Here is a 17,342-nt window from a genome sequence, read left to right as displayed (position 1 = left end):
GAAGAGAGCAGTGGCGGACCAGTCCCCCGACGAGGGCAGCAAGCGGAAGATCGACGCGGAGGCGACGAGTGAGGTGGAGGAGGTAGGCGGCGGGGCGGAGGAGCAGGGCGGTTCGGGCAGCAGCTCCGGCACCTCCGAAGCCTCCGACGCCTCCGAGGCGACCCACGAATCGGACGCCGAGCGCACGAGCGAGTTCGTGGCGCTGAAGCCGGTCGACATGCCGGTCCTGAAGCCGCCACGACCGGTGACGGCTGGTCCCGCGCTCGGCGCCCGGGGCACGGCTGAGGCGGCCGCACCGACCGCGCCCACCCCCGATACCGAACCCCCCGCGCCCGTATCCGAAAAGCCCTCAGCGGCCCCTCTCCCGCCCCTGGACCTGCTCGCGGAGCTCACCAACACCCCGAAACCGCCGGAGACCCCGGCCCGTACTCTCGCGCGCCGATTCAAGATCTGGGTGCCGATCACCCTCCTCCTGGTCCTGGTCTTCGTGATCGTCCAGGCGGTCCGCCCTCTGCCGACCCCGTCCCTGAAGCTGGGCGCCGACACGGCGTCGTACACCTTCGACGGGCGCTTCGGCCTTCCCTGGCCGGCGAAGGGCCAGGGCGCGGTTCAGGTCCAGGGTTCGGGGAGCATCGGCACGTTCGGGGAGCAGAAGCCGGTGCCGACGGCGAGTGTCGCCAAGGTGATGACGGCGTACGTGATCCTCAAGGAGCATCCGCTCAAGAAGGACGAGACGGGGCCGACGATCGAGATCGACGAGAAAGCCGTACGGGAAGGCGAGGCCAAGGACGAGTCGCGCATCGAGGGTCTGACGGCCGGGGCGAAGTTCAGCCAGCAGGACATGCTGAAGATGCTGATGATCCCGTCGGGCAACAACATCGCCCGGCTGTTCGCCCGTTGGGCCACGGGAAGCGGTGACGAGACGGCGTTCGTGGCGAAGATGAACGAGGCCGCCAAGGCGCTCGGCATGAACGACACCACGTACACCGATCCGAGCGGTCTGGACGCCAAGACCGTGAGCACTGCCGTCGACCAGCTCAAGCTCGCCGAGGCGGTGATGAGGTTCGACGCCTTCCGGCCGATCGTGGCGCTGCCGAACGCCACGATCAAGGGTCTGCCGCAGCCGATCAACAACAACAATGACAACCTGCTGCTCGCCGGGCTGAGCATCAAGGGCATCAAGACGGGATCCAACACAGCGGCGGGCGGCGCGCTGATGTGGGCCGCGTACAAGACGGTCGACGACCGGACGCCGTTGATCCTCGGGACGATGCTGGACCAGCGCGTCGACGGCCCGGATCCCAACGGCGGCAACAGCCTCACGCTGGTGAAGGAGAACAGCAAGAAGGTCATCGTGGCGGTCCGCGACGCCCTGACCTCCGCCGTCGCCGTGAAGAAGGGCCAGGTGGTCGGGTACGTGGACGACGGTCTGGGCGGCCGTACGCCGCTGGTCGCCACCAAGGACCTCAAGGCGATCGGCGTACCGGGTCAGCGGCTGCCCCTGCGGATCACGGACAACGGCAAGCCCGTACCGCACTCGGCCGGGGCGGGTGCGGTGGTGGCCACGCTGGCGATCGGCACCGGTCCCGACGCGCCGAAGGTCCCGGTCGCCCTCCAGAAGGATCTCCGCGAGCCGTCCTTCGGGTCGAAGCTGACGCGGCTCGGGTGACGCGACTCGGGTGACTTCGGGGGCCGGTGGGCGTGGCGACCGTGGCGGTCGTACGCCATCGGGGGCAGGCTGGAAGGGCGGAGACCCGCCGATCCGGGTCCCGACCGGAGGGAACGACCATGATCACCGCAGCCGATGTCCGTGAGTGGCGCAACCAGGACGTGGTCGACCCGAAAGGACACAAGATCGGGGTGCTCGAAGCGGTGTACGTGGACACGAGCACCGACGAACCGGCCATGGCCACCGTCCTCACCGGCCTGCCGACCCGTCGCCGCCTGGTCTTCGTCCCCCTCGACGAGGCGATCCTCGGCCCGCACTACGTCAAGGTCCCGTACCCCCGGGGGCTGGTCCGGCAGGCCCCGTCCATCGGGACGGACGACGTGCTGCCCGCCGATCAGGAGGAGGCGATCTTCCAGCACTACGAGATGGAGTACCGGCCGGGCGCGGCCGGCGAACGCCGGCTCGCACGCCCATGACCGCGCCGACCTCCTTCCACGACCCGACCGTCCTCCACAGAAGAAGGAGATGGCCACATCATGGCGATGTTCCTGTTCCTCATCCTCGTGGCCGTCGTCCTGGGACTGATCGGCGCGGTCGCGGACGGCCTGGGCTATCTGCTGGCCATCGGCGTCGTCGTCCTGGTGGCCGACGTCGCCTTCTTCACCAGGCGCTGGCTCCGGCGCTCACGGCGCCGCCCCCTGCGCTGACTCGGACCCGAGAGGTCACCGCGTCGGCGATGCCGGACGGCATCGGAAGGCCGATTGCCGTGCCCCTGGTCGGCTCCATCTGCGAGCTATGCTGCTGGACGGACGCCCGAGCCCCCGGCGGCACATGTCGGTTGACCACGATGCCCCGTCGGAACGGACCCCGGTCCTCCCGACAGGCGCATCCTTCGAGGAGTGACCCCGGAGTGCCGGGCCTGGATGCGGGCCCATCGCCGAAGCCGGTCATCTGCCTCCGCGCGCACCGAAAGCCGTACCGCGACATGCAGGACGAGGCGCCGACTCCGGCACCGCCGTACCGCATTGCGCGGGGGGCCACTTGAACCGAGGCGCCATGCCCGTCCCCGAGCCGAACGTCTACCGCCACGACCGGAAGTCCCGAGCCCTCAGCACCCTGGCCGGTGAGATCGACCTGCTTCATGTCCTGCCCGCCCCGCCGAATCCAACCGGCCCCCGGCCCGGCGCGGTGTCGCGTCAGCCCGTTCCGGTCGCGATCGCGGGCGCGGGCGGTGTGCGATGACGGCCTGGCCCGGGCGCGGGCGGCAGCAGAGGTCTCCCGGTGCGGGCGCAGCCCCCATGGAGGGGATACGTCTGCGGCAGCTGAGCCGGTGGCAGGCCGAGGACCTGCGAGAAGACCTCGCGGATCTGTATGTGGAGTCCTTTCTGTACATGGTGGACCCAGGTTGCCCGTCGGCTGCGGAGTTCCCCAGCCGAGAGGGCTTCCTGCGCCGTCTCGCGGCCAACATCCGACAGCCGGGCTTCGCCATGCTGATCGCGGAGACGACGGCGCTGGCCGGGTACGCCTTCGGCCATCCCGTACGAACGGACGGCGTCTGGTGGCTCGGCTTCGAGGGAGCACTTCCACGGAGAGTCATCCAACTCGCCACATCCGGGCGTGTCCTCGCGGTCACGGAGATCGTGGCGCATCCGCACGAGCAGGACCACGGCCTCGCCCGGCAATTGCAGCAGCAGCTGCTCGCCGCCCGCCACGCCTCGCTCGGCGCGACCCTGGTGAACCCGGCCGATCGTACGACCCACGCCGCGTTCCGGTCCTGGGGATGGGAAGACCTCGGCGAACTACGGCGGCCGTCCAGTCGGACCGTGTGGCGGTTTCTGGTCTTTCCCTTCGACAGCAGCCTCGAACCACCCCGTTCGCCACGCCGGAGATCTGCCGCGGTTCACCGCTAGGACAGTGGCCCGGGACCGCGCCGTGGCCTCAGCCTCCGGCGGCACCGGGCAGGTGCGCCCCTCATCGTCGCTTCGCCGCGGGAGCACGGTGCGAGGACCGCCACCATGCTGCGCGGCTGTCCACCGCCGGCGCGGTCAACCGCGGTGCTCGCGGTCCCAACGGTCCTGGCGGGTCCACCGGTTCCGGCGCTGGCGACTGTAGCGACGGTCCCAGCGGTCCACGCGATCCCGGTAGTCACGGTAGTTCCGGAATCCGGAATCGTCACCGCGGCCCCAGCCGTCGTATCCGTCCCGCCCGTAGCGGAGGAGAGCGAAGACCACCACGGCCGCGACCACCCACCACATGCCGTTCAGGAAGCCGAGCCCGAACAGGACCGTGACGAGAAGAACGAGCAGCACGATCATGGCAGGCCTCCGGTCGTGGAACGGGTCATCGCAACCGGGGACTGGGGCCTCACTCGGCAGCGTAGACCCGCAGGAGGGGTGCGGATACTCTCCGCCGAGCCCCTTCGGTAGTGAAGTGCGCAGATGGCGCCTTGGTGGCTGTCCGGAGCGCGCCGACCGCACTGACGTGCGCGGGGGCGCGCCCAGGACCTTCTCAGCGCAGAGCAGTTAGCGCGCTCTTCGGGAGCACATGCTGACCTGCGCCCCTCTATGCCGCTTTCCCGAACTGCGGGACAGGCGCGGCGGGCACGGTCCCGGTCGCTGTGGCGAGATCGGGATAGATGTGAAGGAGCCGGGTGAGCCCGGCGCTGCCCAGCGCCGCGGCGGCACCGGGGCTCGGTGCGAGGAGACACAGGCCGCCGCCGAAGGAGCGGGCCCGGCGTGCGGTGGCGACGAGCAGTCCGAGGCCGAGGGCGTCGCAGGACGTCACGCCCGACAGATCGAGGACCAAGAGGTTTCCGGGACCGTGGGCCACCCGCAGAAGGCGCTCGCGCAGCCTTGGAACAGTGGTGAGGTTCAGATGTCCGCTGACGATGATGACCGCGCATCCCTCGGTGACGTGCGGGAGCGGGGGCGGGCCGCCCGGGACGGTCGGCGCGGGCCGGGAACGGCGGCCGCGTGCGGACGCACGGACACCCTCCCCGCCGGAGTGCAGGCGCAGTGCGCCGGCGGGCGAGGGAGAAGTTCGGGGACTGGTGGACACCCTGGGCCTCCTCGGAGCGGATCGGGCACGCTGCCGGGGGCTGGGGCGCTGCCCTCACCCTAGTCCTGCCCCTCACTCACGAACAGCCCAAGTCCGTACGGGATCGGGCACCGGGCACCGGGCACCGGGCCATGGAAGCCGGCCCGCGGCCCGGTCCCGTGCGAGGCGGCTACGTACGGTTGACCCGGCCCGCCACCGCGTGCCCGATCAGCAGGTAGACGACCGCGGGCAGACCGTAGTTGAGCACCGTGCGCCAGTTGTCCGACTCGACGTTGAACATGTCGCGCGACCAGCCCGAGAGCCAGTTCGCCGCGTGGTGGACCCAGGAGACCAGATCGTTCGCGGTGTTGGCGTCCAACAGGAAGAAGGCGATCCACAGGATCAGGATGACCGCGGTGATGTCCGCGATGATGAGGATGATCGTCGCGGCGGGGTTTCCGCCATAGCGTCTGGACATGCCCACCGAGTGGCCAGGATCGGCGCGTTGAAACGCTTCCGGCTCTCACACGGTTCCTGCGGTTCCTGCGCCGCCGGGCCGGAGCCGGGCTGCCGTTCCGCTCGCCGCACCGGCAGTGGGAGCCGCACCGACGGTGGGAACGGCCTCAGTCGGGGACGGTCGCTATGAGGAGCTGTGCGGCCTCAGTGATGTTGTCGGCGTGGACCGCCCGGGCCATCGCGATGCGCGCGGTGTCGGCGTTCGTGTCCGGAGGGACCACGAGCAGTGCGAAGTGGTCGTTGTCGCCGCGCGTGATGAGGACGGTGTCGTCACCGACCGGGAAGGAGTCGAGATGCACGACGCGGTCGTCGATCACGAGGCGTGTTGGGATCGCCTGCCAGGCGGTGGCATCGAGTCCGACCCGCGTGATGGGGCCGAGGTGCTCGGTCAGCGCGGTGATCAGAGCGGGCAGTTGCTCCGCGATGTCACGGGACCGCGGCCACCACGCGCCGTCGAGAACCCCTTCACGGGACGGGGTCGTCTCCAGCCTGAGGAGTGCGGTTCCGGGTTTCACCGCATGGTGGATGGCGTCCGGAAGGAGTCTCGGAGGGGTGGGGGTGTCGGATTCCGCCATGATGGTTCGCCTGCCTGCGGGTGTGCCGACACGTCGGCCTGCGCCGGTACGGACATCGGGGGTGTGGTCGTTGCGTGGGGGGTGTTACTGAGTGGGGGGTGTTGCTGAGTGACAAACGATGCCGTTGTTCCACGATACTCCGGATGGCGTGCTAAAGCCGGTCCTCCCTCCCCCGTACCCGCCGGTTCGGCCTCACCGAGGAGTACGCTGGAGTTACCGAGAGCACTTCGTACCCCGGCCTCCGTGTCGGCGTCGTTCCCGGCGAGCGAAAACACCAGGCCGCTGTCCACGGACGGCGACCTGGAGACGGGTTCGCGTGATGTCCGCGACCATCGACTTTCCTGGGCCGCGGCGCGAGAGCCCCGCAGACTCGGCACCTATCGCCCGCGTCGCGCTGAAAGCCACGGGCGCTTCCCGTGGACTTCTGGATGGAGCCTGGTGGCCCCGATCCCGCGACCTGCTGAGCGAACTCCCCGCTCTGGTCGACGTGCTGGACCCCGCGTGGGCCCGGATCACCCATATCGCCGTCAACCCCGAGCACTGGCCCGTCATCCCGCGCAAGATCCCCGTACACGGGCATGTGGTGAAGGCCGGCTGGTTCACGCCCGAGCTGGATCCGCACAAGCTGCTCCTGCTGTCCTACAGCGTCGGCCGCTGGGATCTGCTGGTGATCCCGCCGCAGACCGATGCGGCCGCCGCCGCACGGCTGATGGCCGCCGCGACCGCCGACACCGGGCCGCCGCTGACGGCGAGCGAGCTCATCGCGGCCGAGGAAGGCCTGGGCGGAACCCCGGTCGCCGGTCGGTCGCGGGATGTCGGCGCGCCGGAAGAGGCACCGGAAGAGGCATGGGAGTACGAGGGCGGCGCCCCGTCGTTCCGCGTCGGCGTGCCGGCCCGGCCCAGCCGCCTCCTGGTCGGGATGTGACCATCATGGCCACCGCCCTGACCGTCCTCGTCATAGTCTTCCTGATCATCGGCGCGGCAGGCCTGATCCACCGGCTCAACGCCCAGCACGCCGAGCGGATCGTCCTGCACCGCTACAGCCGGTTCGCACCCGGCCGCCAGAGCGACCGCGACCGCACCACACAGCCGGCCCCCGGCAAGTCCGAGCCGCCCGCCGTCCCCGCCCGCCGCGACCAACGGGACGGGGGCCGCGGGCGTCTGCGCCCCCGGCGCCGGATCCGGCACGCGCACTGATCCTGAGCACACGGGCACTGATCCTGAGCACACGAGCCGGAATCCGCTCGGGACCCGCCAGGGTCCTCATCGAAGGAGCGGCACATGCAGCTTCTCATCATCCTCATCGTCGTCGTCGGCCTCCTCGCGCTGCTGGCGCTGGCCATGACCCTCAAGATCGTCAAGCAGTACGAGCAAGGGGTCCTCTTCCGGCTCGGCCGCCTGGCCGGCACCCGCGCGCCCGGCCTGCGGACCATCATCCCGATCGTCGACGTACTGCACCGGGTGTCGCTGCGCATCGTGACCATGCCGATCCAGTCGCAGGGCATCATCACCCGCGACAACGTCAGCGTCGACGTGTCGGCCGTGGCGTACTTCCGTGTCGTGGACGCCGTGAAGTCGGTCATCGCCATCGAGAACGTGCACGCCGCGACCAACCAGATCGCCCAGACCACCCTGCGCAAGGTCGTCGGCCAGCACACCCTGGACGAAACGCTGTCGGAGACCGACCGGATCAACCTGGGCATCCGAGAAATCCTCGACGTCGCCACCGCCGAGTGGGGCGTGGAAGTCACCCTGGTCGAGCTCAAGGACATCCAGCTGCCGGACAGCATGAAGCGCGCGATGGCCCGGCAGGCCGAGGCGGAGCGGGAGAAGCGCGCCAAGATCATCAACGCGGAGGGCGAATCGCTCGCCGCGGCGGCGCTGGGCGACGCCTCGGACACCATGATGGCCCACCCTCTGGCCCTTCAACTCCGCAACCTGCAAAGCCTCGTGGAGATCGGTGTCGACAAGAACACCACCGTCGTCTTCCCCGCCCCGCTGATGAGCACCATCGGCGAACTGGGTGCCTTCCTCAGCAGGGAGTCCGCAGCCGCCGCACCGGTCCCGGCACCAGCACCAGCACCAGCACCAGCACCAGCACCCGAGCCGGTCGACCTCGCCAAGGCCGGCCACGCGCCGGGACCGAAAGCAAACGGCGCGATCCAGCAGCCGGTCTGAGCCCGCGACCGGCCTGAGCACGGGACCGGCCCGAGCTCGGGACCGGCCTGACGCGCAACTGGTCCGAGCCGCAACCGTTCCGGCCCCGCACCACCGACGCCCCACACCCAGAGCCCCGGACCCCGGCCGCACCGCCCACGCACCCCCACCGAGGTCAAGGAGCCCTACATGTCGGCCAGTTCCCCCGCCCCGCCACCCGTCGACCCACCGGTGGCCGGTGGTGAACCCGTCGTCGCAGGAGTACGACGGGAGCGCCCCCTTCCCCGTCGACGAGGCGCGGCCCGCCCGCAGCGGCGGCCGGCGGGCGGCGGGGTCGGCGGCCGTACGCGGCCGTGACGGTTGCGATCGTGGTCATCCGGCTTCCACCGCGATCTCACCCACGGCAGTTACACCGCCGCCCGCCCCTCACGCCACTCCTGCCCTACACCCCCGTGACCCCGTCGATGCGCTCCCTGAGCAGATCGGCGTGCCCGTTGTGCCGTGCGTACTCCTCGATCATGTGGATGAGGATCCAGCGCAGGGAGACGGTCGGGTCGCCCATGAACGCGGCGCCCTCCTCCGAGAGCGTCCCCGACGCGTCGAGCGACGCCCCTGCCGTACGCTCGCGCCCGACCTCGATCTCGGCACGCCAGACAGCCAGCGCGTCCTCGATCCCCTGGTCCGGGTCGAGCACGAACCCGCCGTCACCGCCCTCCCCGAACAGCCGCGGTATGTCCTGCCCGGTGAACACCCGCTGGAACCAGTTCCGTTCGACCTCCGCCATGTGCCGGACGAGGCCGAGGATGGTCATCGACGACGGCTCCACCGCCGCGTGCCGCAGTCGACGGTCGTCGAGCCCCGCGCACTTCAGCGCGAGGGTGGCCCGCTGGAAGTCGAGCCAGTTCTCCAGCATGGCGCGCTCATCGGCATGCGGTGGCGGGATAGGTCGCCCGTCAGGTGTCGTCCGTGTCGTTCCCATGCGGACCACCTTGGCACGGGCCACTGACAACGGGGGCCTAACCCTCTGCTGCGGCCACCAGTTCAACGAGAAGTTGATGTGCCGACGGCCGCTGCTCCCGCTCGGGCGACAGGAGCATGCGCAGGAGGACCGTGCGAAGGCCAGGGGCGCCGTCCAGGCCGTCGGTGCCGCGCCCCAGCGCGTGCACCACGTGATCGGCCCGGCGTCGGCCGGTGAGGCAGCGCGCGGCCAAGAGGGCGAGGCGGTACCGGTCGACGTACTTGTCGGCTGCCGAGGTGGATGGTGTCAATGGGTCCTCCCATCCCGGCTGTTGTACGTTCGGGCTGCTGTGCGGGGCGCATCCGTCGACGTCGATGACGTAGGCGGAGTGGTCCTCCACGCACCAGAAGGCGTTCGAGTACGACCAGTCCGAGTAGACCAGGTCGTGTCTTTCCAGCACCGCGGCCACGGTGGTGATGCTTCGGCACACCGCGGCCCGCGACCGCATGTCCTGCGGCGGGATGCCACGGCGTTCCAGCACGTCGTCGGGGTTGGCCAGCCAGTCGATTTCCAGGTATCCGGCGTGCGTCCGACCCGAGGGGGTGGTGCGGTCGAAGACGAACTTCTCGGGCGCTTTCGGCAGCAGGCAGCCCACCACGTCGCCGCCCTGGTCCACCAGGGCGGCGAGCGGCCAGCAGCTGGCCGTCCGGAGTATGTCGCGCTCGGCCGCGCTCATGGCGTCGGGGAGCTCGATGAGATGGCGGAGCCGTTCTGCGCGGCCGGGCGGACACGGTCCGCGGAACACCTTCGCCACCAGGTCCGCGTGCCCGGGCACGTCGAACACCCCGCTGTCGGCAGAGGCTGCTGCCAGGGGGAGCGCGCCCCCGGGGACCGGCCGGTTCACCAAGGTGTCCTCGTTCAATCCAGGTATTCCACGGGAATGGACCGGTACTCGGCGGGTGCCTCGGGAAGGGTCAGCGGACGGGTGTGGGCGGAGGCGACCATCGAATTCAGCATGCGCCCCACCGCGGCGACCAGTTCCCCACCCGGTACCGTGCCCGACCCGTTCAGATCTGCTTGGAACGCCGCGAGCGTGGCGACCTGGGTCACGAACGACATCGCGGCCGGGGAGAATCCGTACCCGATTATGTGGGGCCGTGAGCGGTGCCGGTGATCGACGAGCCGCCTGAGCGCGGCCCGCCAACTGTCGTCCTTCGGAGTGCCGTTGCTCAGGAGGAGAACGAGCGGCCTCCTCACCGCCCATCCCTGATCACCGAGAGCGGCGACGTCCGCTTCCATCCGCTCCCGTAGCAGCGTGAAGGACGCCGCGTAGTCCGCCTCCCCGATACAGACCACCTTCGGCATCCTGATCAGGTCGCTGACGTCGGTCAGCTCGACCACGACGTACGGCTGGGCGGAGAAGGCCACGACACAGACGTGGGCCAGCTCGGCGATACGGGGTGCCGAGGCGAGCTGGTCGTGAAGTACCCCGAGCACGTTGTCGAACTGGCGGTCCCGGATTCCCGGCGGGCTCGGCGCGTCCACCGCGATGTAGACCGGCATGCACAACTGTCGCGCCATCTGGGGATACGACAACTCCTGTACGGGCAGGAGCGGGTGACTCACGGCTCGGGCGGCCGTCGGCCCGTTCTGTGGGCCGACGGGAGGCGCGCCGATCTGTGGGCCGACGGGAGGCGCGGGCGAGCCCGCAGGGGCGGATGTCGCATCGAGCCACAGCGCATGGAACCGCTCGATCTGCGTGTCACGGTCGGGCAGCGTCACCGCGTTCGCCGCCAGGACACGGACGACGCTCGCCCACTTGATCCAGCTCACCAGCGTCGTGCCGTGGAGCATCGTGCGGAACGTCGTGTGGCTCACTGTTGCCGCGCATCCCCGGTCCGCCTTCACCCAGGCCTCCACCAGGCGGGCCGAGGGCAGTCCCGCCTTCCGGTGCAGACCGTGCAGCTCCACCGTCAGGGTCCGCAACGGACCGGGCGGCAGCACGTCGGTACCGGGTAACTCGCTTCCGGGCAAGGGCGCCTCCCCAGGGCACTGCAAGGCATCGATCAGAGGGGGAATTATGGCAGGCAGTGCGCCGTCTTGGCAGGGCGAGCGAAGTTTCGTCGCTTTCTGTCACTTGTCAGTTCCGCTCACCGCTTTCCACCGACACTGAGGCACTCGGCTGCCGAGCCAGGACGTGGCTCGGTTAAGGACACACGGCAGGAGGGGCTTCGGATGTACAGCAGGGAGATGTGGCGCACGGTCCGACTGGCCATCAGCAGCACAGGAATGACCGTCAGGCTGTGCGCCATCATCCTGGTCGCGACGACGATTCCATGGCTGATCACACGTGTGTGAGCGGGGAGGCGGAGGTGGGAGTCGGGGCGGGTGGCAGAGGCCGACGACGGGAGTCGACTCCGGCGGCATCGGAGCCGGTGGCAGAGGCCGCCCGTCACGCCCGCTCCTCCTTCGCCGACCTCGCCCCCAACCCCTCCAGCCACGCGACCACTTCGGCGTGGTCGCCTCGGACAGCCGCGTCCAGCGGGGTCAGCTCGTCGTAGCCGACCCAGTCGATGTCGCCGCCCCGGTCGCGCAGGTACGCGGCCGTCGATTGCTGGCCGCCGTGGCAGGCGCACCACAGGGCTTCGGTGATCTCGATGGCGGGCGGTGGCGGGGTGCCGGGGGCGAAGTAGGCGGCGACCCGGTCGAGTTCGCCGAGGCCGGCCGCCTGCCACAGGGTCGTGCGGGCGCCGCGTTCGTACAGGCGGCGGGCGGCCCGCCACTGGCCGAACGCGACCGCGTCCGCGATCGCCGTGCCGCCCGCGATGACCGAGCCGTCGATCTCGATGTCCGCGCCCAGGTCGAGCAGCGTGTCCAGGACGGCGACGTCGTCGCAGCTGGCCGCCCAGTGGAGCGGGGTCTCCGCGTGCGGGCCGGTGAACCGCGCTCCCACGTCCGCGCCCGCCGCGACGAGCGCGGCCACGACCACCGGGCCGTTCGGGAAGTGGCCCGGCCAGTCCGTGGCCACGTGCAGCAGGGTGCGGTTGACCAGCTCGTCGCCCAGCCGCGCGGCCGCGAGACCGGGGTGGGCGGCGAGGAGCTCCTGGAGGCCTCGGACGTCCCCGGCGCGGATCGTCGCGGCCACCTCGACGGCCAGCGGCTCGTGCGCGCCGATCAGCATCGTGGACATCGGGGGCACCTGCTTCCTTCCGCTGTTCCCTTTCCGCCGAGAGGTCACGCGGGGGAATGAGGCGGCGTGTGGGGTGATGCGTGGCGTACGCATGTACACCCCCATGCTATTCCTCGATCGCCCCACCGACAGCGCGCAGGTGTTCACGGAACGTGAGGGCGGGGTTATGGCGGCGCTCGGCGAGGTAGCGGGCGAACTGCACCTGTTCGCGCAGGGAGTTGCCTTCGCGGATGCGGTCGGCCTGGCGGCGTTCGGTGTCGCGGATGGTCTCGGCCACGGTGAGGAGTTCGGCCGCACGGTCGGCGGGTACGAAGAGCACGCCGTCGTCGTCCCCGAACACCACGTCCTCGCGGCTGACGGTCCACTCCCCCACCGTGGCCGCCTCCAGTGCGTCCTTGGCGCGGCCGTCCAGCCGCTGCGGCCCGGCCGGGGTGGCGCCCATACTGAAGACGGGCAGCCCGATCGCGCGGATGTCGGCGGTGTCGCGGTGCAGTCCCCAGATGACGACACCAGCGAGCCCGGCGTCCTTCGCCTCAAGCACGGCAAGGTCGCCGACGCAGGCCTCTTCGAGCCGTCCGCCGTTGTCGACGACCAGTACGTCGCCGGGCGCGGCCTGTTCGTACGCCTCCAGGAAGATGTCGACACTGCCGACGTGCCGCGCCGGTGCCACCCGTCCGGCCACGCGTCCGCCGTCCACCACGGGACGTACTACGGACGGCGCGCACCTCACCGGCACGCGCGCGCGGAGGCAGGCGTCCGCCACATGTGCGGTGGTCAGTGTCGCGAAGCGGCTGTGGAGCTCGTCGTGATCCATACCCTCGTGTCCCTCTCGCCGTTCTTCGTTCTTTGTTCTTCCTGTTGCTGTCATTGTCGGGGTCGAGTCGGTGGGGCGGGGCGCGCAGGTCCCGTAGGGATGTGAAATCAAGTCCCGTAGGGACGTGAAAATGTGGACGTGAAAAATCGGGTGGGCGGTCCGTCTGGAGCGGCCCCCTCCGGCGGCGCTCCACTGCCATGATGGGCCCATGCCCCAGCTGGTCCCTGCCGTTGTCCCGGCAGGCCGCCTCGGCCGATCTGACCAACCGGCCCTCGCGGTGTCCACCGGTCTGTTTTTGCGGCCCTGGGAACTTGACGACGCGCCGTTCGTTTACGAGGCGTACCAGGATCCGGCGATCCAGCACTGGACGCGGCGGCGCGCGGACTGCGAGATCGAGACCCGGGAGTGGATAGCGCGCTGGCGGCAGGGCTGGCGGGCCGAGACGGATGCGCACTGGGCGGTGGTGCGTTCCTCCGACGGCGCGCTGGTCGGGTGGGTCGCCTTGTGCTGCCTGGACCTGGCGGTCGGCCGTTCCGAGTGCCGGTACTGGATTTTGCCGTCGCTCCGCGGCCAGGGAGTGGCGCCCGCGGCGGTGTCCGCGCTCGCGTCGTGGGCGCTGGACACGGTGGGGCTGCACCGGATCGAGATCGCGCATCCGATGGCGAACGAGGCCGCCTGCCGGGTGGCGCTGAAGTCGGGTTTCATCCCGGAGAGCACGCGCCGCAGCGCCCAGTTGCACGCGGACGGCTGGCACGACATGCACGTCCACGTGTGCGTACAGGAGAGCGCCGACGACCTGGTGGAGGAGTTGCCGCCGGACCACGTACTCGGGCGTGTCCAGCGGCGGTTGCACCGGCGAGGTAAGGACCGGCTGCGGGACAGGATTCCGGGCCGTCAGGGGCGTCAGGACAGTTAGGGACGCGAGGGACGCGAGCGGTGTTAGGTGCGCGAGGGACGTCAGGACCGCAGCAGTCCCTTCGACACCAGGTAGTCCTTGGCGACGTCTGTCGGCAGCCGCCGCCAGCTGTCGACCTGCTGGTTGAGGCTGGCCAAGTCGCCGGTCGTCAGAACGGTGTTGAGCGCGCCGAGGGCCTTGGTGACTCCCTTGCTGCCCGCCCGGGACCGGTTGACGACGGGCACGATGTAGTCGGCGTTCTGGAGGTGCTTGTCGTCGGCGAGGAGGACGAGCCCGAAGGCGTCCAGGGTGGCGTCCGTCGTGGTGGTGAGGACCATCTGGTCCTGTCCGTTCTGGACGGCTTGTTTGGACTGGGTGGTGCCTACGCCTTTGGGGTCGACGGCGGTGATGTCGATGCCGTACGTCTTCTTCAGCCCGGGTTCGCAGTAGGGGCGTTGGACGCATTCGTCACCGGCGGCGAGCCGTACGGGCAGTTTGGCGGCGCCGAGGTCGCTGAGGGTGTGCAGTTTGTGCTGCCGGGCGTAGTCGGCGGTGACGGCGAAAGCGTTCTGGTCGACGGCTTTGCCGGGGTCGAGGACGGTGAGGCCGCGTGGGGCGGCGAGGCGGCGGAGGGCGGTCATGGTGGTGGCGAGGTCGGGCGATCCGACGGGGGGCGCGTCGGGCCCGTTGGCTTTGGCGTTGAGCCAGTCGGCGAAGGTGGCGGCGTATTCGGGGACGACGTCGATCTGCCCGGCTTCGAGGGCGGGTTCGTACAGCTCGCGGTTGGTGACGGAGAGGATCTTGGTGCGGTAGCCGGCCTTGCCGAGCAGCAGGGCGTACATCTGGGCGAGCAGGTCGCTTTCGGTGAACCCGGCAGTGCCGATGGTGAGGTGTTTGCTGTCGCCGGGGGGTGCGGTGACGGTGCCTTGGGTTTCGAGGGTGGGGCCGGTGGTGCAGGCGGTGAAGGTGAGCAGCGCGGCAGGGAGCACATGTCGGGCTCTCATGAGGGGCCGCCCCTCGCCCAGGCGGGTGCGAGGCGCTGGGCGACCTCGAAGATCGCCTCCACGAGGAGGGCGAAGACGGCAACGAGGACAGCGCCCGCAACAACCTGGGGTGTGGAGGCGAGGTTGAACCCGGCCGTGATGATCCGCCCGAGCCCGCCCCCGCCTGCGAGCGCGGCGAGGGTGGCGGTGGCGACGAGCTGGACGGCGGCGATGCGTACTCCGGTGAGGAGCAGCGGGAGCGCGAGCGGCAGCTCGACGCGCCACAGCATCTGGCTGCCGGTCATGCCCATGCCCCGGGCGGCCCGGACGACGTCACGGTCAACTTCGCGCATGCCGACGTAGGCGTTGGTGAGGAGCGGCGGTACGGCGAAGAGGATGAGGGCGACGATCGTCGGCGCCTCGCCGTGCCTGCCGAGCGGGGTGAGGAGCAGCAGGACGAGTACGGCGAAGGTGGGCACGGCTCGGCCGATGTTGGAGAGGTTGACGGCGAGGGCACCGCCTTTGCCGAGGTGGCCGAGTACGAGGGCGACGGGCAGCGCGATGAGGCAGCTGAGGACGAGGCAGAGGGCGGTGAGCCAGAGGTGCTCGCCGAGGCGGTGCCAGATGCCGTTCTCGCCGTGCCAGTGGGTGGAGGTGGTGAGCCAGGACCAGGCGTGGGAGAGGGTGGTCATGGGCGTCGTACCACCGCGGGCTGGGGGCGCGAGGTCATGTCCGTACCGCCCGGGTCCAGGGAGTGAGCAGGCGCTGGGCGAGGAGGAGGACGAGGTCGGCGGCGATGGCGATGAGCACGCAGAGGACAGACGCGGTGAGGACCTGGGCCTTGAAGTAGGTGTTCATGCCGGAGTAGATGAGGTTGCCGAGGCCGCCGTATCCGACGATGGCGCCGACGGTGACGAGGGAGACGGCGGAGACGGTCGCGATGCGCAGCCCAGCCATGGCGGCGGGGAGGGCGAGGGGCAGTTCGACGGCGAGGAGCAGCCGTACGGGCCCGTATCCCATGCCGCGTGCGGCTTGCCGCGTCTCGTCGGGTACGGCTCGTAGCCCGGCGAGGATGTTCCGTACGAGGAGGGTGAGCGAGTAGAGCACCAGTCCCACCACGACGAGCGTCGCCGAGAGCCCGTATACGGGCAGGAGCAGCGAGAACATGGCGAGGGAGGGGATGGTGTAGAGGACCGTGGTGACCCCGAGAACGGGCCCGGCGGCCCACCGCCACCGCCGCGCGGCGACGGCGAGCGGCAGGGCGACCGCCAGCCCGATGACGACGGAGACGGCGGTCAGCTGGAGGTGCTGGATGACGGCGTCCCAGAGGATCTGGCGGCGGGTGGAGAGGTACTCACCGCAGATCCATTCGTTGCGCGCGAGGCAGTCGTGGGGGGCTGCGGCGTCGGGGAGCGGCAGCGCCGTGGTGAGCTGTCCGGCGGTCACCTTCTCATTGGAAGGTGGGGGGTGGGGTGGGCGCGCGGGGGGATGGGCTGATGGGGTGGATGTCCTGTGGCCCTTTTTGGTCGGCCGACGGGAGGGTGCGGCGGCCGGGGAGGCGGAAGTCGGGAGGCGGCGGTGTTCACGGGGAGGCCTTCCCTATCCTCACCCTCCGGCCATCGAGTTCTCACGGTTAGGGGCAGATTCCGCGAGCGGATCGAGCATCCTGCCCATCGCTGCAGGAATCCGGAATCCGGATGCCGCAGCCTAAGCGATCCAGTCCTCGCTGCGCCGATGGCGATGCAGCCCCACGGCTGCGAACTCGTCCGTGGCCGCACCTGCCACCACCCCCAGCCTCCGGAGAGCCTGCGAGATCGGGTTGCCGGCGGATCCGAAGGGCTGATCCTCCGGTACGTGGAGCGGTCCGAGTACGACGGCCCCCTCAGCCCAGACGGCAGCGCGTTGCTCGCCGACACCGCCGAAGTACTCGGCTTCCACGTAGGCCACCACTCCGGCGGCTGACCAGCCCGCAAGCCGCTTGTCGAACCCTCCCGGGAGCCGCCAGAACCCCAAAGAGCCCTCGGTGCCGTCCGTCGCAGCATCGAAGAGCTGGGCCGTCATCGGCATCAGCGCCAGGCCCTGGCCGAGAGAGACCACCCGAGCGGCAGGCAAGTCCCGTGAGGCGCCACGGAGCACCTCACCTTTGGCAATGACTGCCTGCAGTTCATAACCCATTCCGACGCCCCTCCACCGTTCGAAAGCCCCATCGTGCCGCACGCGCCGACGTCGAACCCGCATGCCCCCCTGGCCAGAGCCCCCCTCCAGCGGGCTCCGGCGAGAGCACTCTTCAGATTCCCCTCGAACCCGCTGGTTGCGCGATATCGCTGGCAAGCCGTCCTCTCGCGCTCGCGCCGGAGGCACGGGCTGAGCGGGCCAGGCCCGCGATCCAGGACGATGCGGCGTACGCGCGCCAGTACGAGTGGAACTCGTCGCTCCTGTGGAGGTCGTCACCAAGGCGCGGGCGGCCACGAGGGCGCTGGGGGCGTACCGGGATGTGGTGATGGCGGGGCACGTGCGAAACCGCCGAGTGCGCGGAGGCCCCCGGCGGG

22 protein-coding genes are annotated in these 17,342 nt (G+C 70.2%); 9 read left to right on the top strand and 13 right to left on the bottom strand.

All coding sequences use genetic code 11. The features are described from left to right. Positions 1–10: 10 nt before the first annotated feature. The 5 genes from OG965_RS34280 to OG965_RS34260 all read left to right on the top strand — a co-directional run bounded on the left by OG965_RS34280 (position 11) and on the right by OG965_RS34260 (position 3,579). Positions 11–1,669, top strand: coding sequence for a D-alanyl-D-alanine carboxypeptidase family protein (locus OG965_RS34280; protein WP_371655941.1), 1,659 nt, complete (start codon positions 11–13; stop codon positions 1,667–1,669). A gap of 119 nt (positions 1,670–1,788) precedes the next feature. Beyond that, positions 1,789–2,145, top strand: coding sequence for a PRC-barrel domain-containing protein (locus OG965_RS34275; RefSeq protein ID WP_371655940.1), 357 nt, complete (start codon positions 1,789–1,791; stop codon positions 2,143–2,145). Positions 2,146–2,205: 60 nt separating this feature from the next. Further along, entirely contained in the window at positions 2,206–2,376 is a 171-nt protein-coding gene (locus tag OG965_RS34270; RefSeq protein WP_371655939.1) for a hypothetical protein, read from the top strand. Positions 2,377–2,725: 349 nt separating this feature from the next. Continuing rightward, positions 2,726–2,911: a hypothetical protein gene (locus OG965_RS34265; RefSeq protein WP_371655938.1), complete on the top strand. Its 186-nt coding sequence runs from the start codon at positions 2,726–2,728 to the stop codon at positions 2,909–2,911. A gap of 56 nt (positions 2,912–2,967) precedes the next feature. Further along, positions 2,968–3,579 (top strand): hypothetical protein, encoded by a 612-nt coding sequence (locus OG965_RS34260; RefSeq protein ID WP_371655937.1) that lies wholly within the window; start codon positions 2,968–2,970, stop codon positions 3,577–3,579. A gap of 135 nt (positions 3,580–3,714) precedes the next feature. Here OG965_RS34260 and OG965_RS34255 read toward each other — a convergent pair whose 3' ends face one another. The 4 genes from OG965_RS34255 to OG965_RS34240 all read right to left on the bottom strand — a co-directional run bounded on the left by OG965_RS34255 (position 3,715) and on the right by OG965_RS34240 (position 5,796). Next, complete coding sequence (locus tag OG965_RS34255) at positions 3,715–3,984, bottom strand: hypothetical protein (RefSeq protein WP_371655936.1); 270 nt, start codon at positions 3,982–3,984, stop codon at positions 3,715–3,717. Between the two features lie 247 nt (positions 3,985–4,231). Continuing rightward, a complete protein-coding gene (locus tag OG965_RS34250) occupies positions 4,232–4,726 on the bottom strand; it encodes an STAS domain-containing protein (protein WP_371655935.1) in 495 nt (164 codons plus the stop codon). A gap of 169 nt (positions 4,727–4,895) precedes the next feature. Continuing rightward, entirely contained in the window at positions 4,896–5,183 is a 288-nt protein-coding gene (locus OG965_RS34245; RefSeq protein ID WP_371655934.1) for a hypothetical protein, read from the bottom strand. A gap of 145 nt (positions 5,184–5,328) precedes the next feature. Then, entirely contained in the window at positions 5,329–5,796 is a 468-nt protein-coding gene (locus tag OG965_RS34240; RefSeq protein WP_371655933.1) for a DUF5994 family protein, read from the bottom strand. Between the two features lie 118 nt (positions 5,797–5,914). Here OG965_RS34240 and OG965_RS34235 point away from each other — a divergent pair, with 118 nt between their 5' ends. The 3 genes from OG965_RS34235 (at position 5,915) to OG965_RS34225 (ending at position 7,974) form a co-directional block, all read left to right on the top strand. Next, entirely contained in the window at positions 5,915–6,721 is an 807-nt protein-coding gene (locus tag OG965_RS34235) for a DUF5994 family protein (protein ID WP_371655932.1), read from the top strand. A gap of 5 nt (positions 6,722–6,726) precedes the next feature. Then, entirely contained in the window at positions 6,727–6,993 is a 267-nt protein-coding gene (locus OG965_RS34230; protein WP_371655931.1) for a hypothetical protein, read from the top strand. A gap of 84 nt (positions 6,994–7,077) precedes the next feature. Then, a complete protein-coding gene (locus OG965_RS34225) occupies positions 7,078–7,974 on the top strand; it encodes a slipin family protein (protein WP_371655930.1) in 897 nt (298 codons plus the stop codon). Between the two features lie 421 nt (positions 7,975–8,395). Here OG965_RS34225 and OG965_RS34220 read toward each other — a convergent pair whose 3' ends face one another. The 5 genes from OG965_RS34220 to OG965_RS34200 form a co-directional block, all read right to left on the bottom strand. Further along, entirely contained in the window at positions 8,396–8,866 is a 471-nt protein-coding gene (locus OG965_RS34220; protein ID WP_371655929.1) for a DinB family protein, read from the bottom strand. Positions 8,867–8,969: 103 nt separating this feature from the next. Beyond that, positions 8,970–9,833 (bottom strand): hypothetical protein, encoded by an 864-nt coding sequence (locus OG965_RS34215; RefSeq protein WP_371655928.1) that lies wholly within the window; start codon positions 9,831–9,833, stop codon positions 8,970–8,972. Next, on the bottom strand, positions 9,830–10,945 hold the full coding sequence (locus OG965_RS34210) for a hypothetical protein (protein ID WP_371655927.1): 1,116 nt from the start codon (positions 10,943–10,945) through the stop codon (positions 9,830–9,832). The genes OG965_RS34215 and OG965_RS34210 overlap by 4 nt, the downstream gene beginning before the upstream one ends. A gap of 418 nt (positions 10,946–11,363) precedes the next feature. After that, a complete protein-coding gene (locus OG965_RS34205) occupies positions 11,364–12,101 on the bottom strand; it encodes an ankyrin repeat domain-containing protein (protein ID WP_371655926.1) in 738 nt (245 codons plus the stop codon). Positions 12,102–12,207: 106 nt separating this feature from the next. After that, positions 12,208–12,915 carry an RraA family protein gene (locus OG965_RS34200; RefSeq protein WP_371655925.1) on the bottom strand — a complete coding sequence of 236 codons (708 nt, stop codon included), beginning with the start codon at positions 12,913–12,915 and terminating at the stop codon, positions 12,208–12,210. A 208-nt stretch (positions 12,916–13,123) separates the two neighbouring features. Between OG965_RS34200 and OG965_RS34195 the strand changes: the two genes are divergently transcribed. After that, on the top strand, positions 13,124–13,831 hold the full coding sequence (locus tag OG965_RS34195) for a GNAT family N-acetyltransferase (protein ID WP_371655924.1): 708 nt from the start codon (positions 13,124–13,126) through the stop codon (positions 13,829–13,831). 41 nt (positions 13,832–13,872) lie between these two features. On the opposite strand, the gene OG965_RS34190 is transcribed toward OG965_RS34195, so the two are convergent. The 4 genes from OG965_RS34190 to OG965_RS34175 all read right to left on the bottom strand — a co-directional run bounded on the left by OG965_RS34190 (position 13,873) and on the right by OG965_RS34175 (position 16,968). After that, positions 13,873–14,814 (bottom strand): ABC transporter substrate-binding protein, encoded by a 942-nt coding sequence (locus OG965_RS34190; protein WP_371655923.1) that lies wholly within the window; start codon positions 14,812–14,814, stop codon positions 13,873–13,875. After that, a complete protein-coding gene (locus OG965_RS34185) occupies positions 14,811–15,485 on the bottom strand; it encodes an ABC transporter permease (protein WP_371655922.1) in 675 nt (224 codons plus the stop codon). The genes OG965_RS34190 and OG965_RS34185 overlap by 4 nt, the downstream gene beginning before the upstream one ends. A 34-nt stretch (positions 15,486–15,519) precedes the next feature. Continuing rightward, positions 15,520–16,239 carry an ABC transporter permease gene (locus OG965_RS34180; protein ID WP_371655921.1) on the bottom strand — a complete coding sequence of 240 codons (720 nt, stop codon included), beginning with the start codon at positions 16,237–16,239 and terminating at the stop codon, positions 15,520–15,522. Between the two features lie 261 nt (positions 16,240–16,500). After that, positions 16,501–16,968 (bottom strand): hypothetical protein, encoded by a 468-nt coding sequence (locus OG965_RS34175; protein WP_371655920.1) that lies wholly within the window; start codon positions 16,966–16,968, stop codon positions 16,501–16,503. Between the last annotated feature and the right edge of the window lie 374 nt (positions 16,969–17,342).

This window comes from Streptomyces sp. NBC_00224, from assembly GCF_041435195.1.
Taxonomy (GTDB): domain Bacteria; phylum Actinomycetota; class Actinomycetes; order Streptomycetales; family Streptomycetaceae; genus Streptomyces.
This window is presented reverse-complemented; position numbering and strand designations above follow the sequence as displayed.